This window comes from Pseudoflavonifractor sp. An85 (assembly GCF_002161235.1).
GTDB lineage: Bacteria > Bacillota > Clostridia > Oscillospirales > Oscillospiraceae > Enterenecus.
Window position 1 is genome coordinate 1 of the sequence record NZ_NFHE01000014.1, and the last position, 25,731, is coordinate 25,731.

The following is a 25,731-nucleotide window of genomic DNA, read 5'->3' on the forward strand; positions in this document are numbered from 1 at the left end:
TAGCATATATGGGAATGGGAGTATTCCACCGTCCTATACCTCATCCCTGTAACTTATCCACCGTATCAGTTCATTATAAAAATCTTAGATTTTTGTCTTGACAACTGAGCCACTATACATCCCACCAGATCCCCAGCTTCATCCTTTTACCTCCACCGAAAAATACCTATTACACTGAATCCCAAAACAAACAGCACAACTGCGATGTATTCTTTCCAGCGTAATATATCCACTCCACGCCACGCTATAACCCCAAAACAGATACAAATCAGAGTCATAAGCACTGCCATTCCCCATGAACAGCGGCGCATCTTCTGTCTGAAGCGATATACAGTTGCCTCGTAGGACGTATCTAACGCATTCTCATCATCTTCCTGCACATTCAAAGATCTGCCATCCACAAAGAACTCCACCTTTTCACTGGGCCAAACCACAAAGTGACAGGTCTTCCCCCACAGCTCCAAGGTTTCATCCAAACCTCCTCGTGCAAGTTGAAAGCTCTTTCGATAAATGGTTTTCTCGAACTTATCATCTACCCACAAGACATACTTGTTATTCATCACTTGACAAAGGATTTCGTGTGGCCCTCCATCCACGGTGACACTCCAGCTATACTCTTTTATCATTTGTTCCCCTCACTCCCTTGTTCACTCTCCCATTGCTTCTGCATCAAAGAGCATCCAGCAGCGAACGGACAAACTTCCGCAGCTCCCGACTGGAAATGGCGCAAATGACAATGAGAAGCAGTCCACCCAAAAAACACCACAGGCCAGCATCAGGGCCTGCGCCAACATAGAATCCCAGGCCCATGAGCAAAACACCCAACACGGCAATTCCCTTCATCAAATGTTTACCTATTTTCTGAATCATTCGCTTTTCCCTCCGCTTCTGCCCTGGCTCACTTTCCATTTATTACACGCATAAATACGGACAGAAATGTAAGTGCCACAATCCCGCTTGCAACGGATTGTACGAGTAACGGCTCTTCATGAAAGCAATAGTGATTCACAAGAAACATCACAAGTGTCATCAAAACAAAGAGTACCATCATAATCAGCGTTTTAATCAGCGTTTGTTTCAGTGTCTGTTTCCTTTTGTTCATTGTAATCGACCTCATTTTTTATGATATTTCATTAAAATTAATGCGACAATGGCTAACACAAAGCCAATTATCAATATCATCAAGGAATACGGTTTTGGTAAGATCTGCTCCAAAATGCTTGTTGATAATATGATTAGCATTACACCAACAATCGCCATAGCAAGAATACAGTAAAACTTGGTCATTGCGCGTCAATCCTTCCGTAATTCGTATCTCCAGCCCTAAATCGCAAGTATCGCAAGTATTTATTTGCCACTTTTATGGATTACCTCTATTTTACACAATACCATTGGAATATCCATTTCTTTTTGGACTACAAATTTGTTGGGAAATGTTGCTTTTCATTGCACTCCCCATTATAATTTACTTAGACTGTAAGGAGGACGCTGGAATGGACCAGGTATTATCAATTTTAATTGTGGAGGATGACCCACAGGCATGTGAAGAAATCGCGACCTACATAGCAACCTTGGATGACGTTGCACTGGTAGGCATCACGAATAATTCCTCAAAAGCTGAACTGATGATCCGGGACATGTTGCCGGATACCATCATACTGGACTTAGAATTACACGAAGGTGGCGGAAATGGGTTATCCCTACTGAAAGCACTGCACGACGCCCCTCCTGCAAAAATGCCCTACATTTTGATTACCACGAATAATTCCAGTGCAATTACATACGAAGCGGCTCGGCAATTAGGTGCAGACTTCATTCTATCGAAACACCAAAATGACTACTCAGCACAAAGTGTAGTGGATTTCTTGAGAGCGTTACGGCATGTCATCCAGAAACACTATGGAAAAAGAACTCCAACCTCTAATGAACCCGAGAGCCCTGCCCAGAAAGACCGGAGAGATACACGTAGAATATGCTTAGAATTGGATCGGGTGGGGATTAGTACGAAGGCCAAAGGGTATCAGTATTTGACGGATGCCATTCTCCTTGCTGCTAAAACCCATACGCCAAATCTGTGTCAAGTGATTGGTGAGAAATATGGAAAAACGGATTCAAGTGTGGAACGAGCCATGCAAAATGCCATCGCACGAGCGTGGCAAACCACACCCATTGATGATCTTCTAACATTTTATACCGCAAAAATCAGTTCCGGGAAAGGTGTTCCAACCGTTACCGAGTTTATTTATTACTATGCACATAAAATTAAAAACGGTGGTTGAAGAAAACAATTTCAAACCAGTCAAACTTTCTCGTCCAGGAGTTGATTGTTGTGATGTTACTGGTGATAAAGTATGGGTTTATACTATTTTGCAGCGTATATGTCACCACTTGCCTGACCAATAGCCGTCAGGAAGTTTCTTTTTCACGGTGTGCAATACGGGCTTTTTTCCTGGCACTCCAGGTTTTCTGTGTTGTATGTACACGACACTATTCCATGTCTGTCAGCATCCTTGTCATGATTTTTTCCTCTGTATTCATCGAAAGAGCATTCCTAAAATTGGACTTGACCACCGCTATTTCGGCCACTGTGATTAGCTATGGAATCACCTATATTCTTTATGCTGGAGGGGTCTTAGTCCTAGTTGTATCCAAGTTTTTGATTGGAGATCATTCCGTCCATGTTTCTTTGTTTGCTTGTGCAGCAATCGGCGTAGTACAAGTCCTCCTCTCCATCTTACTCTTTCGAACAAAGCGCCTTAGTCACGGGTTGCCCTTTCTCCGGAACTCACGTCATTCAGGCGTAGGCGTGTGTATTAGCATCGCGCTATGGATCGTTGCTGCCATGTTTGGAATCAAAGCAGGTCAACATCACACCACAGTGATTTTGTGTTGTTCCATTCTCGGCCTAACTGTTCTCTTATGGTATTGGTGTAAGAACTATTTTTCCAGAGAATATCTCGATCAAATGCAGAAGAGGGAACAGGAAAAATTAGAAGATGCGCTTGACAAAGCACGCAATGAAAACAAACTGCTTCGAATAGAAAATGAAACTCTTTCAAAAACCATTCACAAAGATAACAAGATTATTCCTGCCATGGAATTGGCCGTAACCCAACTTCTATATTCTGTTGCTCAGGATGACAACCGGCAAAGCAGAATAGACCAGTCACAAAAAATATTAAAACAACTCAAGACACTCTCAGAAGAGCGTGCCGGTATCATCAAAAGCTACCAAAATTCCATTCCAAAACTTCCTCGCACTGGTCTCAGTGGTTTGGATGCACTGTTTCATTTTATGAATCAGAAGGCTAAGATGGATGGTACTACATTTTATCTCACATTAGATAACAACATAGGGCAAATTCTAATCCAGAATATCTCTGAACACGATGCATCCACACTTTTAGCTGATCTCATAGAAAACGCGTTGATTGCTGCAAACCATTGTAATCACGAAAAAACTGTTCAAGTCAAACTCGGCCTCAACGCAGGCATATTTTATATGAGCGTCTATGACAGCGGAGACCCTTTTCCCCAGGAAGTTCTGGATCAATGGGGTTCTGAACAGGTGACCACACATGCCGATACCGGTGGTAGCGGCATTGGCTTAATAACCGTTTACCAGCTATGCCAGAAATACAACGCCAGTTTTGAAATCAAGCAAACGCAAAACACACCAGACTACCTCAAATCTGTTTCCGTTCAATTTGATGGACTGGGTGTATTTCGGGTCTATACATAATCACAGCAAAGGAGAGAACTCACATGGCTAAAAATGATCGGTTTGAAGTAATTTATTCCCAAGGTGTGGTGAAATGCGTGGAAATCTGGGTGGACAAGGAGACCGGTATCAACTACTTGTTCTGCGCGTCCGGAAGTGCAGGCGGTCTCACCCCTCTTTTGAATCGGGATGGCACCCCCGTAATCTCCCCCATTCTCAACAAATAAACAAAAAGAGGAGCAAGCATATGCTTGCTCCTCTTTTCTCTTTCTCTTTAGCCAATGCAGGCGTGTACGGCGGCGGTGGCGCCATCTGCCACCGCAGTGGCCACCTGGCGCACCTGCTTGACCCGAATATCACCCACGGCATACACCCCGGGAATCTGGGTCTCCATCCAGTCATTGACGGGAATGTAACCATCTTGCAGTTCCAGCTTCGTATACAGCTGGGTATTGGGCACCGTGCCCGCATACACAAAGATCCCACAGCCGGGATCCTCCACCGTGGTGATGGAGCCGTCCAGCTCGCTGCGAAGTTCCAGCTGTTCCACCTGGTCCTCTCCGTGTACGGCATGGAGTCGAGTATTGAGCATCAGGTGGATGTTGTGGGCCTTTTTCACCTTGTCTCGAAACTCAGCAATGCAACCCAGCTGGGGCTCAAAGTGAATGATGGTCACCTGCTCCGCCAGTCCGGCCAAATACAAGGCCTCCTTGACCGCGCCATCTGCACCGCCCACCACATATACATGTTTGCCTGCATAGCTACTGCCATGCTTGGCGGCATTCATACCCATGCCCTTCCCGGCCAGTTCCTGCTCTCCGGGAATGCCCAGCTTACGGCCGGTGGTTCCGTTGGCCAGGATGAGCTTTGCGCACTGGTACTGGCCCTGATCAGTGACCACGGTCTTCACATCTCCCTGCATCTGCACCCGCTCCACCGTTTCACTGCGGATCTCCACTCCAGCGTCCAGGGCCTGCTGCTTCATGCGCTGGGCAAAGCTATCTCCGGTCTCTCCCGGGACAATGCCCGCATAGTGGGTCACGGTGGATACCTTCCCAATGAGACCACCTATCTCGCCCTTCTCCAGCAGCAAAACCCGTTTTCCACGGCTGACGCCGTAAATACCAGCACTGATTCCGGCAGGACCGGCTCCCACAATAATAATGTCATACATACGCTTTGACTCCTCTCTTTACATCAGGCCCAAGGCCCCTTGCAGGACCAAACTCACAACGGTAATGGCAACCCAGCAGCAAGCCCCCATGAAAATGGGCTTTCCACCACTTTTCACCAGTTTGACAATATTGGTATTCAAGCCAATGGCGGCCATGGCCAACACAATCATAAACTTACTCAACTCTTTCAGCGGATCAAACACCGAAGCAGGGATGCCATTCCCTACAGCTATGGTGGTAATCACTGACGCAGCAATGAAAAACAGGATAAAGAAGGGGAAGATTTTAGTCATCTGAACTTTGGCCTCCCCATTTCCCCGCTCCTTCCGCGTGCGCATGAAAGCCAGAACTAAGGTGATGGGGATGATAGCCAAGGTGCGGGTGAGTTTCACCGTCACCGCCTTATCCAAGGTCTGGCTACCCAGATTCCACATGCTGTCCCAGGTGGCAGCGGTTGCCGTCACCGATGAGGTATCGTTCACCGCCGTGCCGGCAAAAATACCGAAGGCATCGCCAGACGTGGTATCAAACCCCACCAGCTGTCCCAGCATAGGGAACAGCAGTGCAGCCAGAACATTGAAAAAGAAGATCACCGAAATAGCTTGGGCCACCTCGTCCTCATCCGCATCAATCACCGGAGCCGTGGCCGCAATGGCAGACCCACCGCAAATAGAGGAGCCAACTCCCACCAAAGTAGACACTTTTCCGGGAATGTGCATCCATCGGCTGAGGAAATATGCCACCACCAAAGATACAGTGATGGTACACACAATGATGGGCAAGGACTGCTGTCCAGTCTGAACGACCACATGTAAGTCCATGCCAAATCCCAAGAGGATGACCGCCCATTGGAGAACCTTCTTGGAGACAAACTTAATGCCGCTGTCCACCGGTTCTCTCCATTTCCACACCAGGGTGACTACCATGCCCGCCAGGATGGCGATGACTGCTCCACCCACAATGGGAAAAGCCTTACCTGCAAACCAAGAGGGTATGGCAATGGCCAAACACAACAGGATTCCATACCCATTTTTCTTCACAAACTGCAACGTTATTCCACCTTTCACTTTGCTCTGTTTTGTTCTTTGAGTGCATTATAACTCCGTGCATTCAAAAAATAAAATTATTTATCTTGATATATAGATAAATATATATTATGATATAAGACATAGATTCACAGTTGCGCAAAGGAATGATAGATTTGTTGGATTTTCGTATGGAGACCTTTTTAAGTGTGTGCCAGCATATGAGTTTTACCGCAGCCTCAGAGGAGCTGCACATCACTCAGCCCGCCGTGTCTCAGCACATTCGTTTTTTGGAAAAACACTATGGTTGCCCGCTGTTTCTCCGGGATGGCAAGCGTATCTCTCTCACCCCAGCTGGTCAGGTCTTATTAGACACCATGAACTCACTTCAAAACGATCACAAGACTTTGATGCGCCGCATGCAAGAGGCTGGCAGTGAACAAAAGACGTTGACCTTTGGGGTAACCCTCACCATTGGCGAGTACGCCATTCTCCCTGCTCTGGCCTCTTATCTCAAGTCCCACCCAGACACCAATATTTACGTCCGCTATGGCAACACCCACACCTTAGTGGATTTGCTCCACCAAGGGGAAATCGACTTTGCCCTGGTAGAGGGGTATGTGCCTAGCGAGGATTTGGGCACCTTAGTAGACCGTGTGGAGCCGTATCTTCCTGTATGCGCCAAAGGCCATGTGTTTCAAAAACCGGTGTCTACCTTACGGGATCTGTTGGGAGAGCGACTGCTCATCCGGGAACCAGGGTCCGGGACCCGCGACATTCTGGAAAAATATCTATCCCTCTTCAACCTCAGCATAGATGATTTCTCCCACTATGCGGAAGTGGAGAGCATACACAGCATTGTGGGCCTACTGCAACGGGACTGCGGTATTACATTTTTATATGAAGCCGCGGTACACGAATTATTGGAACAAGGATTGGTGGAGGTCATTCCCATTTCAGATTTTCAAATGCACCATGAATTTACCTTCCTTTGGGATAAGAACAGTTGCTTCGCTCCAGAATACCAAGAAATCTGCCGTCAATTACACAGTCGAGCAAAACTTGACGCCTTCTCCCCTCAGTGATATCATACTGTGTTGAGCCATTTCATCAATAAAGGAGCTAAACCATGCACCCCAATTTGATTTATCTCATTCTTCTCTCCGCTGTCACCGGTGTGGGCGGTCTTGCCCTGGGTGGACTGCTGGCCCTGCTACTGAAACGAGAGTCTCCCAAGGGTACCAGCTTGCTTCTGAGCTTCACCGCCGGACTGATGCTGTGTATCGTCTGCTTCGACATGATTCCCGAAGCCATGGAGCAGGTGGAGCAGCTCTACCTCCCCCCGGTCTGCCTGGTGTTGGGTTTTCTCATCACTCTGGCTCTCAACGCCTGGATTGATAAGAGCATGCACCACGAAGATCACCATCACCCCCATCACTGCGCCTGTGGTCACCACGATTTGAAAACTGCCGGGTTTGTGCTGGCCGCTGCAGTGGCCCTCCATAACATGCCGGTAGGTATGGCGGTGGGTACTACAGTGGCAGTTCAGGGCATCTGTTATGCCAGTTTGCTCACGGCAGTCACCATTGCGTTTCATAACATTCCTGAGGGTATGAGCATCTCCATTCCCTTGCTCCACGATGGCGCAAAGCCCTTTTCTGCCATTGGCGTGGCCGCCCTCAGCGGCGTTCCCACCGTGTTGGGAGCCTTGCTGGGCTACTTCATCGGCAATCAGACTCCGGTGGCGCTCTCTGTGGCCATGAGCATTGCCGGTGGCGCTATGCTGTATGTGGTTTTTTTTGAGCTGCTCCCTGAGGCCTATCAGCAATGGCGATCCAAATGGGCCATTCTGGCCACCATTTTGGGGTTTGCTCTGGGTTTGCTGCTGATTTCCAGTCACTTGCACGTCCACGTACATCCCCACTAAAGGAGAGATGATAGCTCTATGACCGATCAAGCTTTGGTAGCCCTGGCGTACTCCATGTTGGAGCGGGCATACGCCCCATACTCCCACTTCCCGGTGGGTGCAGCTCTGTTGTGTCAGGATGGCAGCGTCTTTACTGGCTGCAATGTAGAAAATGCCGCCTATGGACATAGTCTGTGTGCGGAGCGCACTGCTTTAGTCAAAGCAGTCAGCGAGGGGCACGTCCATGACTGGGACACCTTAGCCATCATTTCCCGAGGCGACGACTTCTGCTGGCCCTGTGGCGCGTGCCGCCAAATGCTCTATGAATTTCACCCCACCCTGCGTCTTCTGGTGGCTCAGGCCAACCAGAGCTATCAGGAGATTACCCTGGATCAGCTCATGCCTCACGGATTTGGACTCCAACACCTCTCTGATTTTCAATGAATAAACCTCCTTTTCTCGGCCCATACTACCATTGGCAGAGAAAAGGAGGTTTTTCACGTGTTTTTAGACAAATTAGCCTTGTCCCTGGCCATCATCGGTGGTCTGAACTGGGGTGCCATCGGTCTGTTCAACTTTGACCTGGTAGCCCTGATCAGTGGAGGCTCCGGCACCTGGCTGGCCCGCACCATCTACGCTTTGGTGGGCATTGCTGCCATCTGGTGTATCACCCTGTTGTTCCGGCCTTTGGATCACGCCGACCACAGCCAACCCTATCACGGGTAATCGCAATAAAAATTCCCCGGCTTAGCGCCGGGGAGTTTTTATTTTAGTTCCAAATTGACGCTGCCATCCAGTGCATGGATGATCCCGTAGCTCTCCCGGGCATGACATCCACCCACACTGCCTGGATTGAACATATAAATGCCCTGACGATACACCACCTTGGCCTGATGGGTATGCCCAAAACAAATCACGTTTACCTGGCGGTTCAGCCCTTCCTCCAGCAATTCGTTCAAGCCGCTCTTGACATACTGCAAGTGGCCATGGGTAAGAAGGAAACGAACCCCCTCCAACTCCACCACCCGCAGATCCGGCCCCTTGCCCCAGTCGCAATTTCCTCGCACCACGTCCATGGGCACATCGGGGTAAAGGGTGGCCAGCTCCAGCCCGTCCTTATAGTGGTCCCCCAGGAAGAAAACGTGGTGGGGTCGCTCCTGTTCCATGGCCTCCACCATCTTGCCCATGGAGCCGTGGGAGTCGGAAAATACTAAAATTTTCATGGTAGTCACCTTTTCTTTCTTTACTCATATACTAGAATCAGGCGAGCTCAATGCGCTCTCCTGAGAGAGGAGGAATTGCCATGTCCAACTTCGACGATCTGCTCCACAACCAGCAGGCGGCACATCTGCTCTCCAACCAAAGTAAACTGGAGCAGCTGCGCCAAGCCCCGGAAACACAGCAGTTGTTTTCCATGCTCCGGGAAAACACAGGTGGGGATTTGGAGCAGGCGGCCAATCGGGCTACCCAAGGGAACACAGCCCCCTTGATCTCCGCCATACAAAAGCTGATGCGTGACCCGGAAGGAGCCAAACTCATGGAGAAAATGAAACAACACCTCAAGTAGCAACTGGAATGGGAGGGCGAGCCAATGGCGGAATGGGAAGAAAAACTGGAGGGAATCCTCTCCAATCCTCAGGCCATGGAACAGATCATGTCTCTGGCCAAATCCCTGGAGGGTGGGGACCGTTCACCTGCACCATCCTCCGCCTCTCCGGCCCCTCCCCCTTCCAACTCGGCTCCCTCGCTGGATCTGTCCCAGCTCATGGGCAACGTGGGACAGTTGGACCCGAAGCTGCTGTCCATAGCCGCCAAGCTCATGTCTCAGATGGGGAAACAGGACGACCGACGCACCGCTCTGCTCCAAGCTCTGCGCCCCTTTGTCAAGCCGGAACGATACGCCAAGCTGGACAAAGCCATCCAAATAGCCAGGCTATCTGTACTCATCCGCACAGGCCTGGAACTGTTCCGAACAAAGGAGGATCCCCATGTATAGTCACTACTTACCGGACGAGGATTGGATGGTTCTGGATGATGAAGTTGCGCAGGAGCCGCCCCCGCAGGAACGGCTCCATTCGCAAACACCTCACACCAGCAGCGCTGTCTTCCAGGAATTGTCCGGCGGACTCTCTCAACTGCTGGAGGGCGTCACCAAGCACTTTTCCCTGGAACACATCGACACCGGTGATATTCTCCTGGTGCTGATTCTGTTGTTTCTCTTTTTAGAGGGTGATAACTTGGAACTGGTCATCACCCTGGGCCTTATGCTTCTGCTGGGGCTGGGGGGCGATGAGGAGAAAGACTCACCTTAACCAGCCACAAATCCAACCTTCTTGTACACCTTCCGCAGGGTCTTCTGGGCCACGCGGGAGGCTTTTTCTGCGCCCTGGCGGTACACACTCTCCAGATAGGCCTTGTCCTTCATAATGCGGGTGGCCTCTTCTCGGATGGGACGCAGGCACTCCACCACAGCTTCACCCACGGCGGGCTTGAACACGCCGTAGCCTTGCCCGGCAAACTCCTGCTCGATCTCCTGGTAGGACTTTCCGGTCACGGCGGAATAAATGGTCATCAAGTTGGCCACGCCGGGCTTGTGCTCGGGATCGTAGCGCACACAATTCTCCCGGTCACTGTCGGTAATGGCCCGCTTGAACTGCTTCATAATCACAGTCGGATCGTCCATCAGGCACACACGCCCGGTGTCTTCGTTCTCCGACTTGGACATTTTGGACTCCGGATTGGTCAGAGACATGATGCGGGCCCCCACCTTTGGAATATAGGGCTCAGGCATCTTAAATACCTCTCCGTAAATCCCGTTAAACCGCTGGACGATGTTGCGGGTCAACTCCACATGCTGCTTCTGATCCTCTCCCACCGGCACATAGTCGGGCTGGTAGAGCAGGATATCCGCGGCCATGAGGGAGGGATAGGTAAATAGGCCTCCGTTGATATTATCCGCATTCTTGGCAGACTTATCCTTAAATTGGGTCATACGGGACAGCTCACCAAACATGGCGTAGCAGTTGAGCACCCAGCCCAGCTCGGCATGCTGGTGCACATGGGACTGGATGAACAAGGTGTTCTTCTCCGGGTCCAAACCACAGGCAATGTACTGGGCCAGCTGCTCCAGAGTGCGCCGACGCAGATCCGCAGGGTTCTGCCGCACAGTGATGGAGTGCAGATCCGCCATAAAATAGTAACAGTCAAACTCATCGGCCCGGGCTGCCCAGTTTTTAATGGCGCCCAAGTAAGAACCCAGGGTCAAATCGCCACTGGGCTTAATGCCGGAGAGCATGACTTTCTTTTCTGTTTGCTGCTGCATACTTGTCACAACCTTTAAATGGATTCCCGATCAGCGGTCCACGTGGGACAAAAGGGGCTGTTTTGCGGCTATTATACCACATCACAGATGCCCCTGCAACCGCACATGGCAAAAGCTACAGATTGTTTCCATATCCTTAAGAATTCTTAAGAAAGCCCACAGGGCGGTGTTAAAATTTACCCTTCATAATGGTTCTTACCTGGAGGACATCCCTTCAGGACTCCACAAAAGGAGCTATCCCACATTATGATTCATATCTTAGAGCATTTGGAACAACGTGCCCAGCAGCTTCCCAACAAGGCTGCCCTGGTGGATGAGCACCAGGCCATGACCTTTGCGCAGGCCCTGGAGACCAGCCAACGGATCGGTTCTTCTCTGGCCATCTCTTTAGCCAAGGGACAGCCTGTGGCCGTATATATGGAAAAGAGCGTGGAAAATCTCTGTGCCTTCTGGGGCATTTTGTACGCCGGTGGGTTTTATGTGTCCTTCAATACCCAACTGCCCACCTCGCGGCTCACACAGATGCAGTCGGTACTCCAAGCTCCCTTCGTCATCACCGATGAGGAGCATCGCGCTGATCTGGAAGGGGTATTTCCTCCCCACCGCATTCTTCTCTATGGAGATCTGGTGCGCGGAGTGGTAGATCACGCGCTGCTATCTCAAATCCGCCAGCGCCACGTGGATACCGATCCCCTCTACGCCAACTTTACCTCCGGCTCCACCGGAGTACCCAAGGCCGTGGTGGTGGGGCATCGCTCCACCCTGGACTTCATCCAGCACTTCTGTCCCACCTTTTCCATCACCCAGGAAGATGTCATCGCCAACCAAGCCCCCTTTGATTTTGACGTGTCGGTGAAGGACATCTATTCTGCCCTGGCTACGGGAGCCACTCTGGTGCTGGTGCCTCGCCCCCTCTTTTCCCAGCCTCAGCAGCTGCTGGACTTCCTGTGTGAACACCGGGCCACCACTCTCATCTGGGCAGTATCCGCTCTGTGCCTGATTACCACCGTTCACGGTCTGGACTATCGCACCCCAGAGACAGTAAATAAGGTGTTATTCAGCGGCGAGGTCATGCCTGCCAAGCACTTGAAAACCTGGATGGAACACCTGCCCCAAGCCCAGTTTGTCAACCTGTACGGCCCCACGGAAATCACCTGCAACTGTACCTATCACATCATTGACCGCACTCGCTCTTATCCCGACGGCATCCCCATGGGACAGGCCTTCCCCAACGAGCATGTGTTCCTCTTGGATGGGGAGGATCAGGAGATCACCACCGCCAATGTGGTAGGCGAGGTATGTGTGCGAGGCTCTGCTCTGGCCCTGGGGTACTATCGCAACCCGGAACAGACCGCCAAGGCCTTCCCCAACAATCCTCTCAATCCCTGCTATCCCGAGCGCATTTATCGTACCGGTGACCTGGCCCGGTACTCGCCCCTGGGTGAGCTGCACTTCTGCGGGCGCAAGGATTTTCAAATCAAACACATGGGACATCGCATCGAGCTGGAGGAAATTGAGCGGGCCATTTCCAATCTTCCTGGAGTACACCGCTGCTGCTGTGTCTTCCACAGCGAAAAGCACCGCTTATACGCCTTCTACCAGGGGCAGATGACCTCCAAGGAGCTTCGTTTGCAGCTGCTCCCCACTCTGCCTCCGTACATGATCCCCAATGTGTTCCGACAAGTGGATCAGTTCCCCTTAAACAAAAACGGTAAGATCGACCGAACCGCTCTTTTGAAAGGAGATGGAAATCATGGATGAAACCTTTGCATCCCAGCTGTTGGCCCAGCACGCCACCCCTATGTATCTGTTTGATGGAGAGGCCTTGCAACAGCGGGTGTCCTATCTGCGCTCCAAGCTGCCTCAGGGTGTGGGCCTATGCTACGCCATCAAGGCAAACCCCTTTTTGGCCGGCTATTTAGCTCCCCTGGTGGAGCGGCTGGAGTTGTGCTCTCCCGGTGAGTATCGCATCTGCCAGGAGCAAAACCTGTCCCAGTCTCAATTTGTAGTCTCCGGCGTATACAAAACCCCGGAGTTTATCCAGGAGATACTCCCCTTCTCCCCCGCCATTTTTACTGTGGAGTCCATGGAGCAGTTCCAACTGCTCCACCGCACTGCTCACGACAGCGGCTCCCCGGTATCCCTACTGCTGCGTCTGACCAGCGGCAATCAGTTTGGCTTGGAGGGGGATGAAATTCTCCAGATTCTCTCTGAGCATAAGGACGATCCTCACCTTCACTTCAAAGGCATCCAGTATTTTTCCGGTACCCAGAAAACTTCGTTGAAGCGGCTCCAGCGGGAGCTGAACACCGTAGATGAATTCATGCAGACACTGGAAACCCTCTTGGGGCACCCCATGGAGGAGCTGGAGTTTGGCCCCGGCTTCCCTGTGGGCTATTATGTGGACGATACCTTCCAAGAAGATGAATTTTTGGATGGATTTTCTCAAATTCTGCAAAACATGACCTTCTCTGGCACCATTACTCTGGAATTGGGTCGAAGTCTGGTGGCCCACTGCGGCACCTACTTCACCAAAGTGGTAGACGCCAAACGCAACCACAAGCAAAACTACGCCATTGTGGACGGCGGCATGCACCAGCTGGTATACTACGGCCAGTCCATGGCCATGAAGCTCCCCCCCATCCGCCACATCACAAGCCATTCCCCAGGAAATGAGGAGTCTTGGAATATCTGCGGCTCGCTGTGTACCATCAACGATATTCTGGTCAAACAGCTGCCCCTTCCCTCCCTGCATGTCGGTGACGTGCTGGCCTTTGAGCGGGCTGGTGCTTACTGCATGACCGAGGGCATATCCCTCTTCCTCAGCCGGGATCTCCCCGCCGTTTTATACCGTCACCCGGATGGTACGGTGGAGGAACTTCGTCCCCATCTGGAAACCCATCCGCTCAACGCACCCTGCCACAAAAAATAAAGAAACGAGGTAATGTAACATGGAACGTTTGTTGGAACTGCTGGAAGAAATTCGCCCTGACCTGGACTTTGAGAACTGCGAAAATCTCATTGACGGGCATCACCTGAACTCCTTGGACATCATCTCCATTGTGGCTGAGGTGGAGGACGCCTTTGACGTCACCATTCCCACCGTGGAAGTCATTCCTCATAACTTCAATTCCGCCCGCAATCTCTGGGATCTCATTGTACGGCTCCAAGAGGAGGGATAACATGAGCTCCTACTTTTCCCCCCAGTACCTGGCTCTGTTGCTACCTGCTTCGGTATGCCTGTACGCCATTACTCCCCAGAAGGCGCGACGGGTCATCCTGTTGCTGGCCAGTTACCTGTTTTTCTGGGCGGTAAGTGGGTCCCTGATTGTCTTTTTGCTCTTCTCCACCCTCTCCATTCATCACTTGGGACTTTGGTTGGACATGCTCCAGCAAAACAGTAAGAGGGAACTGGCGCAGGCAGAACCGGACCAAAAGAAAGCGCTGAAGGCAAAGGCCAAGAAACAGCAGCGGGGTATCATTCTCCTGGCCGTGGTCATTCACATAGGCCTGCTTCTAACCTTGAAATACAGCCATTTCTTTCTCACGAATGGCAATTCCCTGCTTCGTTTTCTCCACCTGCCTGCCATTCTCCCCGTTCCCACCTATCTGCTCCCCATCGGCATTTCCTTCTACACGCTCCAGTCCGTTTCCTATCTGATCGACGTGTATCGAGGAAAGATCCAAGCCGACAAAAATCTGTTCCGTCTGGCCCTGTTTTTGGGCTTCTTCCCTCAGATGATGGAGGGTCCCATCTGTCGCTATGAGCAAACTGCCCAGCGGCTTTGGGAGGCACCCAAGATGACTTGGAACAATTTCTTCCTGGGTGGACAGCGGATTCTTTGGGGTATCATCAAAAAAATGGTGGTGGCAGACCGACTGAACATGTTCATTCTCAACGTGTTCTCTGGTTACGACCAATACAATGGCTCGGTCATTGCCCTGGCCGCCGTGTGTTACACCATCCAGCTGTACATGGACTTTTCCGGCACCATTGACGTAGCCTTGGGCAGCGCTCAGCTCTTTGGCGTCGCCCTGCCGGAGAACTTCCAGCGTCCCTTCTTCTCCCGCACCATTTCGGAATTCTGGCAGCGCTGGCACATCACCCTGGGTACTTGGTTCAAGGACTACATTTTCTATCTGGTGAGCATGTCCAAGCCCATGAAAAACCTCACCTCCAAGGCCCGCAAACGCTTTGGGCCTCGGTATGGCCCCATCCTCACCAGCAGCGTAGCGCTGTTGTGCGTGTGGCTATGCAACGGCCTGTGGCACGGCTCCGCCTGGAACTACATCTTCTTCGGCCTGTACCATTTTGCTTTGATTTTCACCGGTAACCTGATACAGCCCATTGTGATCCAGGTGACAGAGCGTCTCCACATTGACCGCAACCACCTGGCCTACCGCATCCTACAGACGATGAAAACCACCATTCTGGTGTGCATCGGTGAGCTGTTTTTCCGGGCAGAAGGTCTGCGCAACGGTCTGAAAATGGCCTGGCGTATGGTCACCGACTGGTCCTTTGCCCCCATCACCACAGGTAATGTATTCGCCCACGGCATGGATGGCCCGGATTTGATTCTGGTAGCTGTGTTCTTGGTGGTACTATTCTTCGTAGGACTGGCTCAGGAGCGTGGGGTCCGATTGGGTGAACGTATCATGGCCAAGCCCTGGCCGATTCGTATCGCCGTGTACTATGCGGCCATCTGTTTTTTGGTTATCTTTGGGGCATATGGCATTGGCTATATCCCCGTCGACCCCATCTATGCTGGATTCTAATAAGGAGGTGTCCCTATCGTGAAAATTATAAAGCCTATCCTGGGGTTCACCGCCTTTGCTCTGGGACTTCTTATCATTCTTGCTGGCCTGTCCTATCTGTTTGTTCCCAGAACCAACACCCAAGCCGCCGGCATGGAGGAGATCATCGCCAACGGGATTCAAGGAGAACCCGCCAATTCCATCGACGTAGTGGTGGTGGGCGACAGCGAATCCTATGCCTCCATCTCCCCCCTTTTGATTTGGAAGGACACCGGGTATACCAGCTATGTGTGTGGCAGCGGCAGACAGTACCTGTCATACAGCAAAACCTTGCTGGAGCGTGCCTTTGAAAATCAATCGCCTAAGCTGGTGATTTTGGAAACCCTGTGCATTTATCGCCCCATTCCCTCCAAAACCATCGTCATGGACGAAGTTTCCCGCTATCTCCCCATTCTCCGCTACCATGACCGCTGGAAATACATTGCCCAGCATGGATGGAGCACTTCGGGCGGCGAGGTCTACACCTCTCCCTACAAGGGCCATCGACTCAACAGCAAAGTCAGCGGCGTGGAACCTTCCAATTATATGAAGGAGACCTCAAACATTGCGGAGATTCCCGTTTATAACCGGATTCTGGTGGAACAAATTCAGGAAATGTGCCAGGAGCATGGCGCTAAGCTTCTGCTACTAAGCACGCCCAGCACCGTCAACTGGAACTACCAACGCCACAACGGTGTGAGCGCACTGGCTCAGGAGCTGGGCATCGAGTACATCGACCTCAACACCATTCCCGATCAGGTGGGCATCGACTGGTCCACCGATACCTACGACCGGGGCGATCATTTGAATCACTCCGGATGTGTGAAGGTCTCTCAGTTTCTCTCCAATTATTTGGAGGGCACCAAGCTCTTCTCCGACCGACGCAACGACAGCCAATACGCCAACTGGAACACGTTGCTCCAAAATTATGAGACCGATGTCTCCTCTGGTAAGGGCGATCAACGATAAAAAAAGGGATGCCTGATGGCATCCCTTTTTTATGATTTAATTGCGGCTGCGCGAGCCCATAAACCGCAACAAGTACAAAAACAGGTTGATGAAGTCCAGATACAGCTGAAGCGCAGAATAAATGGAAGCACGCTCCAACAACGCAGTGTCGTGGCTGAAATACTGGTAATTCTTTTTGATTTTCTGTGTGTCGTAAGCTGTAAAGCACAGGAAGATCACAATACCAGCCATGCAAAGCAGCCGTTCCAGAGCGCTGAGATCAAAGAGCATCAGCAACAAGCCGCCCACCAGAAGGAAAATCAAGCCGCCAATTAAAAAGGGGCGCAGGCGGGACAGGTCTGTTTGGGTGAACCGGCCATACAGGGCAAAGCCACCAAAGAACAGAGCGGTGATACCAAACACCAGGATGACCCCAGCCACGTCATAAATGACGAAATAGGCGGAAAACACCAACCCATTCAAAATCGCGTAAGCCAAAAAGAGAACCCGACTGGTGTTCACCGACTGCTTGTGTATACGGGCAGAGAGCACCAGCACCACCGCAACCTCTGCCACTAACAGCAGAATGGTCACATAAGGAATGGCAAACAGCTGGAACACCATACCGCTGGCGGCCATATACCAGCCCAGGGCAAAGGTCACCAAGAGTCCCAAAAACATCCAGCCAAAAGTGCGCGAGATATAACGATTCAGTGACAACCCCCCGGCAGCATAGCTGCTGTCAAATTCACCGGGGTTAAAAGAATTATACTGTTGCATATCAAGTCTCCCGATCCACTTGTTTCATGGTTTTCAAATTGCCAATCTTCAAACTGCGGCGATCCAGCTCCGCCATCACATCCTCCAGGGGAATCCCCTGTTGGGCCATCATCACCATCAGGTGATAGATCAGGTCGGAAATCTCCCCCACCGTCTCCTCCTTCACCCCGTTTTTTGCGGCAATGATGGTCTCGGAACATTCCTCGCCCACCTTCTTGAGAATCTTATCCAGACCCTTGTCAAACAGGTAGCAGGTGTAAGAACCCTCCTGAGGATGTTCCTTACGATCCAGGACCACCGAGTACAGCTTTTGCATCGTGTCGTTCATGGGAATCCTCTCCTTCCAAGCATATCTTGGCTCGTATTCATTATACCGTGATCTCCCGGAAAAAACAACTGGTTGCTCCGGTGTGACAAGTGGGTCCTTTGGGCGTGCAAAGGTAGAGCAGGGTATCCGTGTCACAGTCGGTAAAAATCTCGTTGACACAGAGGAAGTGTCCACTGCTCTCCCCCTTGTTCCACAGCTTTTGGCGGCTGCGGCTCCAGAACCAGGCCGTTTTGGTCTCCAGGGTTTTCTCCACCGCCTCCCGGTCGGTAAAGCCCAGCATCAGCACCTGGCGAGTGTTGGAATCCTGGATGATCACCGGAATGAGGTCTGATTTTTGAAAGAGCAAATCCAGATCAAACATGACCGTTCCCCCTCTCCCGCACCGGGATGTTTTGCTCCCGCAGGTATTCCTTCACCTGAGGCACGGTGAGCTCCCCAAAGTGAAACAAACTGGCAGCCAGAGCGGCATCGCATCCGGTCTCTTCAAAGACCTGGGCAAAGTGGGACAGCTCTCCGCAGCCTCCGGAAGCAATCACAGGGATGGTCACCGCCTGGGTTACCGCCCGGGTGAGTTCCAAGTCAAAGCCCGCCTTGGTGCCATCGGCATCCATGGAGGTGAGGAGAATTTCCCCTGCCCCCAGTTCTTGGCCCCGCTTGGCCCACTCCACGGCATCCAGGCCGGTGGCAATCCGTCCTCCGGCCACCACCACTTCAAACCAGCCCTCTTCCCGGCGCTTGGCATCAATGGCCAGCACCACACACTGAGAACCAAAGAACTGAGCCGCATCGGCAATGAGCTGGGGGTTCTTCACCGCCGCAGAGTTGACGGAAATCTTGTCCGCTCCTACCCGCAGCAGGCGGCGGAAGTCATCCACCGTGCGGATGCCGCCCCCCACTGTAAGGGGGACAAATACCTGACTGGCGGTGCGCTCCACCACGTCCTCCACGGTGTCCCGGGCATCGCTGGTGGCGGTAATATCCAAAAAGACGATCTCATCCGCCCCTTGGTCGGAGTAGTACCGAGCCAACTCCACTGGGTCTCCGGCATCCCGGATGTTGACGAAGTTGACTCCCTTCACTACCCGTCCGTCCCGCACGTCCAGGCAGGGAATGATGCGTTTGGCTAGCATTGCGTTCCACCGTCCTTTACCGCTTGAGCCAGGTCAATGGCCCCCGCATAGTAGGCCTTTCCAATGATGGCCCCGTATACCCCCATGCGGTCCAGCTCCACAATATCCTGGTTGCAGGACACGCCGCCAGAGGCAATGAGCTTACAGGAAACAGCACCTTGCAGCTGTTGCAGTCGGTCAAAGGATGGGCCGGACAACATCCCGTCTGTCTCAATATCTGTAAAGATAATTACCTTTACTCCAGTCTGCTCCATATCCCGGGCAAGCTCTAGGTAGTCCAGGCCGGAGTCCACTTCCCAACCAGCGGTTTTCACCTTGCCATCCCGGGCGTCAATGCCCACAGCAATGCGATCTGCGCCATAGGTAGCAATAGCCTGGGCCACCAGTTCCGGATTGGATACGGCAGCAGAGCCGATGACCGCCCGGGTCACCCCCAAGGCAAACACCGCCTCCAAATCCTCCATGGAGCGGATGCCGCCGCCCAGCTCCACTTGGAGCCCCAAATCCGCCACAGAGCGCACCAGTTCCCCGTTGCGACGCACCCCGTCCCGAGCCCCGTCCAGGTCCACCATATGGATCCAGGTGGCCCCAGCCTCTTGGAAAGCCTGGGCCACGGAAACCGGTTCGGAGGCCACCTGATGCACCGTATCAAAGCTGCCTTTGTAGAGCCGCACCACGGCTCCATCCTTCAAATCAATGGCTGGTAAGATAATCATGGGTTCATCGCTCCAAAATTCTTTAGAATTTCCAGGCCCACCTCTCCACTTTTCTCCGGGTGGAACTGGGTGCCGAAGAAGTTGCCCTTTTGCACGGCGGCCACCACATCCATACCATAGTCGGTGGTAGCAATCACCTGACTGGCATCCGCGGCCCGCCCGGAAAAGGAGTGGACAAAGTACACCCAGGCTCCCTCTCCCAGCCCACGGAACAGGGGCGATGGATTGGGGAAGGACAGGCGGTTCCAGCCGATGTGGGGCAACTTATACTCTGTCTCCATGCGCTTGACCGTACCTGGAATCACACCCAAACCGGAACACGTCTCTCCTTCTTCCCCTTGGGCGAAGAGCAGCTGCATGCCCAGGCAGATGCCCAGCACTGGTCTATCCTGTCCCAGGCGGAGAATGGCCTGGTCCAGTCCAGTCTGGCGCAGCTTACGGGCGGCGTCTGGGAATGCACCTACCCCGGGGAGCAAGATGGAGTTTGCCCGCTCCAGCTCCTTCGGGTCCCCGGTGATGCGATTATCAAGACCCATGTAGGTCAGGGCGTTAGAGACACTTTTCAGATTCCCCACCCCATAGTCTACAATGGCGGTATAACTCATAGCTCTTCCTCGTTTCTCTAAAGTACCCCTTTGGTGGAGGTCACGCCGCTACCCACCACCTGGGCGGCTTCTTTCAAAGCCATTCCCAGGGATTTATACAGCGCCTCGGTGATGTGATGGGCGTTCTCCCCGTACTCACACTTTTGATGGAGGGTGATTCCAGCGTGGACGGCGAAAGCCTGCATAAATTCCTTTGTCAGGCAGCTGTCATACACTCCGATCATAGGTTGGGGCATGTCTGCCTGGAACACCAGATAGGGACGGTTGGAGCAGTCCAGCACCGTACGGCACAACGCCTCATCCATAGGGACAAAGGAAGTGCCAAAGCGGCGGATGCCCACTTTATCACCTAGGGCCTGACGGAACGCCTGCCCCAACACAATGCCGGTGTCCTCCACGGTGTGGTGGCCATCCACGTATAGATCCCCTTCCACCCGGAGGTTCAGCCCCCACCCGGCGTAGAAAGCCAGAGCAGTGAGCATGTGGTCAAAAAAGCCGATGCCTGTGGACACGGACACCTCTCCCCCATCCAGGCAGAGAGAAAGGGAGATATCCGTCTCCTTGGTCTTTCGGCTGATTTCTGCGCTTCTCATGGTCAGTCCCCCTTCTCAAAGCGCACTTGAATGGAGTTGGCGTGAGCGGTGAGGTGCTCGGATTGGGCCAAGGTGATGATTTCATCCTTCACCCGCTCCAGGTCCTCCCGACCATACTCCAGTACGCTGGTCTTTTTTAAAAACGCATCCACCGACAAAGGGGAGAAGAATCGTGCGGTGCCACTGGTGGGCAGCACGTGGTCCGGCCCTGCCATATAGTCTCCCAAAGGTTCGGGGGTATTGCCGCCCAGGAAGATGGCCCCGGCGTTGTGCACCAGTTCCATGACCTGACGGGGATTTTGCGTGACGATCTCCATGTGCTCCGGGGCCACCTGGTCGGCCAGTTTGGCACAGGTCTCCATATCAGGGCAGACGATGGCACAGCCAAAGTCCCGCAGGGATTGCTCCATGATCTCACTCCGGCTGAGATACCCCAGCTGACGGGTGATCTCCTTCTGGACCTCCTGGGCCAGCTCCATGCTGTCGGTGAGCAGCACCGCCGAGGCCAAGGGATCGTGCTCGGCCTGACTGAGCAAGTCTGCTGCCACATGGCAGGGGTTTGCGGTGGCATCGGCAATCACCAGCACCTCAGAGGGGCCCGCCACCATGTCAATGTCCAGGTTTCCATAGGCCATGCGCTTGGCTTCCGCCACGAAGGCGTTGCCCGGGCCCACCAGCTTGTCCACCCGAGGGATAAAGTCCGCCCCGTAGGTGAGAGCGGCCACCGCCTGAGCGCCGCCCACGGCGATGCATCGGTCCACACCGGCTACCCAAGCAGCCGCCAGCACCACATCACTGAGGTTCTCCGTGGGCGGGGTGACCATCACCACTTCTTCCACCCCAGCCACCTTGGCGGGAATCACGTTCATAAGTACCGAACTGGGATAGGCCGCCCGACCACCGGGGACATACACACCCACCCGCTGCAAGGGGCGGACAATGCGCCCCACTTGGCCCCCGCTGGGACTATCCCACATGCGAAGGCCCATCTGCACCTCACTCAAAAGTTCCTGCTGATAGACTCGGATGTGCTGAGCGCTGCGCTGGAGCGCTGCAAGCAGTTGTCCATCGATGCGCTTCGCTGCCTGCTCCAACTCCTCCATGGACACCTCCCGGGGAGGATTGCCGTCAAACTTCACGGAGTACTCCTCCACCGCTTCGTATCCACGCGCCCGCACGTTGGCCAGGATGGCAGCCACGCTGCGCTGAATCTCCGCTCCAGTCTCCGCCGCTCGAGCCCGCATACTGGTCAGTTTTTCTTGTTCACGGCCCTCTCCGGCCACCACGAGTTCCAACATATGTCCTCTCCCCTTTTCCCTCAAGTGCCGGACAGGTTGGTCTGGCACTGCTGGATGAAGTCCAAAATTTCCTGTTTGTGCAGCTTCATGCTGGCGGTATTCACAATGAGTCGGGCGGACACCTGGGCCACGTCCTCAATGGGGGTAAGGCCATTCTCTTTCAGGGTCGCCCCCGTCTCCACGATGTCCACGATGCCGTCAGCCAGCCCCAAAATGGGAGCCAGCTCCACGCTGCCCTCAATTTTGATGATGTCCACGTCCATCCCCTTCCCCTCAAAAAAGGCCCGGGTGACGTTAGGATATTTGGAGGCCACCCGGCGGGTTTTATAGGTGGCATAAAAATCGCTGCCCTCTTTCACGGCCAGGGCAAATCGGCACCGGCCGAAGCCCAGGTCCAGCACCTCATAAAAGGCGCCCCCCTTTTCCAGGATGGTGTCCTTGCCCACAATGCCCAAATCGCACACCCCGTGCTCCACGTAAGTGATGACGTCAGGCGCCTTGGCCAACACCGCATCCAGAGGATAGTTGGGCACGGCATGAATGAGCCGCCGCCCCGGATGCCGGATGGGGGTGCAGTCCAGGCCCATGGTTTCAAACAGCTCCACGGATTTGTCTTGTAAACGGCCCTTGGTCAGGGCAATTCTCAACCTCTGGCTCATACCTCCAACCACCTCTCTCCGGAATCGTCCAGGCACAGCACCTGGAGAGCCCCTTTTTCTTGGGCCAGGTTCATGGTGCTGGCCAAGGTCCGGCAGGGAGACAGCTCACAACTGCCCGCCGGCAAGCGGTCCATGACCTCCAAGGCGCGGCCCAAGCAGCCGCTTTCATAGTGAATGACGGTGAGCAATCGGGGAACATCCACGTCCAAGCAGGCCCCCACGGCATCCACATCCACGGCGAAGCCAGTGGCCTCCGCTCGCCTACCGAACAGCTCCACCAGATTGTCGTACCGGCCGCCGGACAGCACCGGAGCCCCCGCTCCCGTGGCATAGCCCCGGAACACCACACCGGTGTAGTAGTCGATCTGATGCACCAGCCCCAGGTCAAAGCGCACATAGTCTCTGTACCCAGCCTGACACAGCTCCCCATACAACAGCTCCAAATAATCCAGACTGGGACAGGCACCGGCCAAGGTGCGGGCTTCTTCCAGCACCTCTGCCCCTCCGAACAGGTAAGGCAAACGACATAACGCGGCACAATCCGGTTGGTTGGAATAAGGCTGCAAAAAGTCATTGAGCACCGCATAGTTTTTGCCCTCAATGAGCAGGCGCATCCGCTCCTGCTCCTCCAGGGACATGTTCATGCGGCTGGCCAAGTCCTGATAAAAGCCCACGTGGCCTACCTCGATATGAAATTCTTCCAGACCGCAGGCCCGCAGGGCATCTACCGCCAGGGCGATGATCTCCAAGTCTGCCTTCTTCCCCGTGGCACCCAGCATCTCCACGCCACACTGGGCAATTTCACTGCTGCCACCCTCATGGGCGTTTCCAGAGCGGAACACCGTCTGATCGTAGTACAGCCGCTGAGGCAGAGGCAGAGTTTTCAGCTTGGTGGCAGCCAGACGGGCAATGGGTGTGGTGGTGTCCGGACGCATAACCATGATCTTGCCGGAGCGGTCAATGATCTTCAGCATGGTCTCCTGGGGCAAAGGACTTCCCGAGTGGACGAATAGGTCGTAAAACTCCACCTCAGGGGTGATGACCTCCGCATAGCCCCGGCGTCGAAACAGATCCACCAGGGCACTTTGCACCTGCCGCCGTTCCAGGCACTCGGCAAAGAGCCGATCCCTGGTCCCTTCCGGAGTATTGAAGTGTATGTTCATGGTGTTCCCACCCTTTCTTTAGCTCGCTAGTGTAGTAAATATACCATAGCCCGCCCCACTTGTCAATGGGGGGATGTTCTAGAATTCACCGTTGACATTTTTCAGCCATGGACTATAATCGTAACGTTCACTTCCACGCAAAAAGGAGCATCCAACATGACCAAAGATTTGACCAAGGGAAAGCCCATGGGCCTGATCCTCAGTTTCGGGGTCCCGTTGCTGTTTGGATACCTGTTCCAACAGCTGTATAATGTGGTGGACACCGCCATCGTGGGCAAGACCCTGGGAGGATCTGCCCTGGCATCGGTGGGAGCCACAAGTTCCATCAACTTCCTGGTAGTGGGATTCTGCACCGGGATATGCAGCGGTTTTGCCATTCCGGTGGCCCGGACCTTTGGCGCCAAGAAATATGCCCAGCTGCGCCGTTTTGTCACTTGCGGCACATGGCTGTGTCTGATATTCGGGGCGTTGCTCACCGCAGGCACCACCATTTTCTGTTGGGATATTCTGGAGCTGATGCACACACCCAGCGACATCATCGTCCGCTCTCATCAGTATATCCTCACCATTTTCGCCGGACTGCCCGCCTATTTTCTCTATAACTACTGCGCAGGTGTGCTGCGGGCCATGGGGGACAGCCGCACCCCGGTGATATTCCTCATAGCTGCCTCCCTGATCAACATCGTACTGGATGTAGTCTTTATTCTGGCCTTTCACTGGGATGTGTTTGGGGCCGCCTTTGCCACGGTCCTGGCACAGCTGTTTGCCGGACTGGGATGTCTGGTTCACATGTGCCGCGGGTTTCCCATCTTACGCATGGAACCTGGTGACTGGCGGTGGAATTGGGGGCGGGCCGCTGAGATGTGCACCATGGGGTTACCCATGGGCCTGCAATACTCCATCACCGCCATTGGCAGTATTATGATCCAGTCCGCTGTCAACGGTCTGGGCACCGCCTATGTCACCGCTGTAGCCGCCGCCAGCAAGGTCTTTGTCTTTTCTGCCTGTCCCTTTGACGCCATGGGGGCCACCATGGCCACCTACGGCGGGCAGAACGTGGGGGCACAGGAGTGGAACCGGCTCCACCAGGGACTGCGTGCCTGTGTGCTGCTGGGTGCTATCTACTCAGCGGTGTGTCTGCTGGTGCTTTATTTCCTGGCAGATCCCTTGAACATGCTCTTTTTGGATGAGGCCAGCGCCTCCCTTCTGCCTCTGGCCCGCCAGTATCTGCTCACTGGGGCCCTGTTCTACTTCCCTCTGTCCCTGGTAAACATCATCCGCTTTCTCATTCAGGGCATGGGCTTTTCTCCTCTGGCCACCTTTGCCGGGATTCTGGAAATGGTGGCTCGCGGAGCGACCAGTTTCCTGGTTCCCTATTTTGGCTTCACAGCGGCTTGTTTTGCCTCTCCGGCAGCCTGGATTTTGGCGGATATCTTTCTTATTGCAGCCTATTTCCACTGCCACCGGCATCTGGTGGCCTCTGCTGCTTCTCCCATTTTACCACAAACATAACCCCAGCGGTACATACAAAAAGCACCCCATGCCCGGATAGACGGGCATGGGGTGCT

General features: G+C 53.4%; 33 protein-coding genes. 16 read left to right on the forward strand and 17 right to left on the reverse strand.

The window, feature by feature from the left end; genetic code table 11:
• Positions 1 to 146: 146 nt before the first annotated feature.
• From B5G37_RS07940 to B5G37_RS15200, 3 genes are all read right to left on the reverse strand, one after another.
• Complete coding sequence (locus B5G37_RS07940; protein ID WP_087256224.1) at positions 147 to 626, reverse strand: hypothetical protein; 480 nt, start codon at positions 624 to 626, stop codon at positions 147 to 149.
• 43 nt (positions 627 to 669) lie between these two features.
• On the reverse strand, positions 670 to 870 hold the full coding sequence (locus B5G37_RS07945; protein WP_087256226.1) for a hypothetical protein: 201 nt from the start codon (positions 868 to 870) through the stop codon (positions 670 to 672).
• Positions 871 to 1,113: 243 nt separating this feature from the next.
• The gene (locus tag B5G37_RS15200) at positions 1,114 to 1,287 is read right to left on the reverse strand and encodes a hypothetical protein (protein WP_158099371.1); all 174 of its coding nucleotides are present in this window, start codon (positions 1,285 to 1,287) and stop codon (positions 1,114 to 1,116) included.
• Between the two features lie 206 nt (positions 1,288 to 1,493).
• Here B5G37_RS15200 and B5G37_RS07955 point away from each other — a divergent pair, with 206 nt between their 5' ends.
• From B5G37_RS07955 to B5G37_RS07965, 3 genes are all read left to right on the forward strand, one after another.
• Complete coding sequence (locus tag B5G37_RS07955; RefSeq protein WP_158099372.1) at positions 1,494 to 2,279, forward strand: sporulation initiation factor Spo0A C-terminal domain-containing protein; 786 nt, start codon at positions 1,494 to 1,496, stop codon at positions 2,277 to 2,279.
• A 215-nt stretch (positions 2,280 to 2,494) separates the two neighbouring features.
• Complete coding sequence (locus tag B5G37_RS07960; RefSeq protein WP_158099373.1) at positions 2,495 to 3,742, forward strand: GHKL domain-containing protein; 1,248 nt, start codon at positions 2,495 to 2,497, stop codon at positions 3,740 to 3,742.
• Between the two features lie 23 nt (positions 3,743 to 3,765).
• Entirely contained in the window at positions 3,766 to 3,948 is a 183-nt protein-coding gene (locus tag B5G37_RS07965) for a DUF6440 family protein (protein WP_087256235.1), read from the forward strand.
• Between the two features lie 47 nt (positions 3,949 to 3,995).
• On the opposite strand, the gene B5G37_RS07970 is transcribed toward B5G37_RS07965, so the two are convergent.
• Together B5G37_RS07970 and B5G37_RS07975 are read right to left on the reverse strand one after the other, a co-directional pair.
• Complete coding sequence (locus B5G37_RS07970; protein WP_087256237.1) at positions 3,996 to 4,895, reverse strand: NAD(P)/FAD-dependent oxidoreductase; 900 nt, start codon at positions 4,893 to 4,895, stop codon at positions 3,996 to 3,998.
• An 18-nt stretch (positions 4,896 to 4,913) separates the two neighbouring features.
• Positions 4,914 to 5,945, reverse strand: a complete 1,032-nt coding sequence (locus B5G37_RS07975) for a YeiH family protein (protein ID WP_087256240.1) — start codon at positions 5,943 to 5,945, stop codon at positions 4,914 to 4,916.
• A 152-nt stretch (positions 5,946 to 6,097) separates the two neighbouring features.
• Between B5G37_RS07975 and B5G37_RS07980 the strand changes: the two genes are divergently transcribed.
• From B5G37_RS07980 to B5G37_RS07995, 4 genes are read left to right on the forward strand one after another with little or no spacing between them, the layout of a single operon-like run.
• Positions 6,098 to 7,006, forward strand: coding sequence for a LysR family transcriptional regulator (locus B5G37_RS07980; RefSeq protein WP_087256244.1), 909 nt, complete (start codon positions 6,098 to 6,100; stop codon positions 7,004 to 7,006).
• Positions 7,007 to 7,050: 44 nt separating this feature from the next.
• The gene (locus B5G37_RS07985) at positions 7,051 to 7,848 is read left to right on the forward strand and encodes a ZIP family metal transporter (protein WP_087256247.1); all 798 of its coding nucleotides are present in this window, start codon (positions 7,051 to 7,053) and stop codon (positions 7,846 to 7,848) included.
• A gap of 18 nt (positions 7,849 to 7,866) precedes the next feature.
• Positions 7,867 to 8,271: a cytidine deaminase gene (gene cdd, locus B5G37_RS07990; protein WP_087256249.1), complete on the forward strand. Its 405-nt coding sequence runs from the start codon at positions 7,867 to 7,869 to the stop codon at positions 8,269 to 8,271.
• 57 nt (positions 8,272 to 8,328) lie between these two features.
• Entirely contained in the window at positions 8,329 to 8,553 is a 225-nt protein-coding gene (locus tag B5G37_RS07995) for a DUF378 domain-containing protein (protein ID WP_087256251.1), read from the forward strand.
• Positions 8,554 to 8,591: 38 nt separating this feature from the next.
• Here B5G37_RS07995 and B5G37_RS08000 read toward each other — a convergent pair whose 3' ends face one another.
• Positions 8,592 to 9,050: a YfcE family phosphodiesterase gene (locus tag B5G37_RS08000; protein ID WP_087256253.1), complete on the reverse strand. Its 459-nt coding sequence runs from the start codon at positions 9,048 to 9,050 to the stop codon at positions 8,592 to 8,594.
• A gap of 80 nt (positions 9,051 to 9,130) precedes the next feature.
• Between B5G37_RS08000 and B5G37_RS08005 the strand changes: the two genes are divergently transcribed.
• Genes B5G37_RS08005 through B5G37_RS15740 form a run of 3 tightly spaced genes read left to right on the forward strand, consistent with a single transcriptional unit; the run spans position 9,131 to position 10,139 of the window.
• Positions 9,131 to 9,394 (forward strand): hypothetical protein, encoded by a 264-nt coding sequence (locus B5G37_RS08005; RefSeq protein ID WP_087256254.1) that lies wholly within the window; start codon positions 9,131 to 9,133, stop codon positions 9,392 to 9,394.
• A 24-nt stretch (positions 9,395 to 9,418) separates the two neighbouring features.
• Positions 9,419 to 9,823 (forward strand): hypothetical protein, encoded by a 405-nt coding sequence (locus B5G37_RS08010; protein WP_087256256.1) that lies wholly within the window; start codon positions 9,419 to 9,421, stop codon positions 9,821 to 9,823.
• Complete coding sequence (locus B5G37_RS15740; RefSeq protein WP_242962822.1) at positions 9,816 to 10,139, forward strand: hypothetical protein; 324 nt, start codon at positions 9,816 to 9,818, stop codon at positions 10,137 to 10,139. The genes B5G37_RS08010 and B5G37_RS15740 overlap by 8 nt, the downstream gene beginning before the upstream one ends.
• Here B5G37_RS15740 and trpS read toward each other — a convergent pair.
• Complete coding sequence (gene trpS, locus B5G37_RS08020) at positions 10,136 to 11,149, reverse strand: tryptophan--tRNA ligase (RefSeq protein ID WP_087256258.1); 1,014 nt, start codon at positions 11,147 to 11,149, stop codon at positions 10,136 to 10,138. The two genes, B5G37_RS15740 and trpS, sit on opposite strands and share 4 nt — an antisense overlap.
• A gap of 246 nt (positions 11,150 to 11,395) precedes the next feature.
• On the opposite strand from trpS, the gene B5G37_RS08025 reads away from it, so the two are divergent.
• The 5 genes from B5G37_RS08025 to B5G37_RS08045 are packed head-to-tail and all read left to right on the forward strand — an operon-like array spanning position 11,396 to position 16,912.
• Positions 11,396 to 12,910: an amino acid adenylation domain-containing protein gene (locus B5G37_RS08025; protein ID WP_343229700.1), complete on the forward strand. Its 1,515-nt coding sequence runs from the start codon at positions 11,396 to 11,398 to the stop codon at positions 12,908 to 12,910.
• Positions 12,903 to 14,081, forward strand: coding sequence for an alanine racemase (locus tag B5G37_RS08030; protein ID WP_158099374.1), 1,179 nt, complete (start codon positions 12,903 to 12,905; stop codon positions 14,079 to 14,081). The genes B5G37_RS08025 and B5G37_RS08030 overlap by 8 nt, the downstream gene beginning before the upstream one ends.
• Before the next feature lie 19 nt (positions 14,082 to 14,100).
• Complete coding sequence (locus tag B5G37_RS08035) at positions 14,101 to 14,331, forward strand: phosphopantetheine-binding protein (protein ID WP_087256264.1); 231 nt, start codon at positions 14,101 to 14,103, stop codon at positions 14,329 to 14,331.
• 1 nt (position 14,332) lies between these two features.
• On the forward strand, positions 14,333 to 15,925 hold the full coding sequence (locus tag B5G37_RS08040) for an MBOAT family O-acyltransferase (RefSeq protein WP_087256267.1): 1,593 nt from the start codon (positions 14,333 to 14,335) through the stop codon (positions 15,923 to 15,925).
• Positions 15,926 to 15,943: 18 nt separating this feature from the next.
• A complete protein-coding gene (locus B5G37_RS08045) occupies positions 15,944 to 16,912 on the forward strand; it encodes a hypothetical protein (protein WP_087256269.1) in 969 nt (322 codons plus the stop codon).
• 36 nt (positions 16,913 to 16,948) lie between these two features.
• Here B5G37_RS08045 and B5G37_RS08050 read toward each other — a convergent pair whose 3' ends face one another.
• From B5G37_RS08050 to hisZ, 10 genes are read right to left on the reverse strand one after another with little or no spacing between them, the layout of a single operon-like run.
• Positions 16,949 to 17,671: a Bax inhibitor-1/YccA family protein gene (locus B5G37_RS08050; protein ID WP_087256271.1), complete on the reverse strand. Its 723-nt coding sequence runs from the start codon at positions 17,669 to 17,671 to the stop codon at positions 16,949 to 16,951.
• A 1-nt stretch (position 17,672) separates the two neighbouring features.
• The gene (gene hisE / locus B5G37_RS08055) at positions 17,673 to 17,999 is read right to left on the reverse strand and encodes a phosphoribosyl-ATP diphosphatase (protein ID WP_087256273.1); all 327 of its coding nucleotides are present in this window, start codon (positions 17,997 to 17,999) and stop codon (positions 17,673 to 17,675) included.
• A 40-nt stretch (positions 18,000 to 18,039) separates the two neighbouring features.
• A complete protein-coding gene (hisI, locus tag B5G37_RS08060) occupies positions 18,040 to 18,360 on the reverse strand; it encodes a phosphoribosyl-AMP cyclohydrolase (RefSeq protein WP_087256275.1) in 321 nt (106 codons plus the stop codon).
• Entirely contained in the window at positions 18,353 to 19,129 is a 777-nt protein-coding gene (hisF, locus tag B5G37_RS08065; RefSeq protein WP_087256277.1) for an imidazole glycerol phosphate synthase subunit HisF, read from the reverse strand. Before hisF ends, hisI begins: the two co-directional genes overlap by 8 nt.
• The gene (gene hisA, locus B5G37_RS08070; protein ID WP_087256279.1) at positions 19,123 to 19,845 is read right to left on the reverse strand and encodes a 1-(5-phosphoribosyl)-5-[(5-phosphoribosylamino)methylideneamino]imidazole-4-carboxamide isomerase; all 723 of its coding nucleotides are present in this window, start codon (positions 19,843 to 19,845) and stop codon (positions 19,123 to 19,125) included. The genes hisF and hisA overlap by 7 nt, the downstream gene beginning before the upstream one ends.
• Entirely contained in the window at positions 19,842 to 20,450 is a 609-nt protein-coding gene (gene hisH / locus B5G37_RS08075; RefSeq protein ID WP_087256281.1) for an imidazole glycerol phosphate synthase subunit HisH, read from the reverse strand. The genes hisA and hisH overlap by 4 nt, the downstream gene beginning before the upstream one ends.
• Positions 20,451 to 20,467: 17 nt before the next feature.
• Positions 20,468 to 21,043 carry an imidazoleglycerol-phosphate dehydratase HisB gene (gene hisB, locus B5G37_RS08080; protein WP_087256283.1) on the reverse strand — a complete coding sequence of 192 codons (576 nt, stop codon included), beginning with the start codon at positions 21,041 to 21,043 and terminating at the stop codon, positions 20,468 to 20,470.
• Between the two features lie 2 nt (positions 21,044 to 21,045).
• Positions 21,046 to 22,341, reverse strand: coding sequence for a histidinol dehydrogenase (hisD, locus tag B5G37_RS08085; protein WP_087256285.1), 1,296 nt, complete (start codon positions 22,339 to 22,341; stop codon positions 21,046 to 21,048).
• Positions 22,342 to 22,361: 20 nt separating this feature from the next.
• The gene (gene hisG, locus B5G37_RS08090) at positions 22,362 to 23,000 is read right to left on the reverse strand and encodes an ATP phosphoribosyltransferase (RefSeq protein ID WP_087256287.1); all 639 of its coding nucleotides are present in this window, start codon (positions 22,998 to 23,000) and stop codon (positions 22,362 to 22,364) included.
• Positions 22,997 to 24,163 (reverse strand): ATP phosphoribosyltransferase regulatory subunit, encoded by a 1,167-nt coding sequence (gene hisZ, locus B5G37_RS08095; RefSeq protein ID WP_087256289.1) that lies wholly within the window; start codon positions 24,161 to 24,163, stop codon positions 22,997 to 22,999. Before hisZ ends, hisG begins: the two co-directional genes overlap by 4 nt.
• Before the next feature lie 156 nt (positions 24,164 to 24,319).
• On the opposite strand from hisZ, the gene B5G37_RS08100 reads away from it, so the two are divergent.
• Complete coding sequence (locus B5G37_RS08100; protein ID WP_087256291.1) at positions 24,320 to 25,675, forward strand: MATE family efflux transporter; 1,356 nt, start codon at positions 24,320 to 24,322, stop codon at positions 25,673 to 25,675.
• The last annotated feature ends 56 nt before the right edge of the window (positions 25,676 to 25,731 follow it).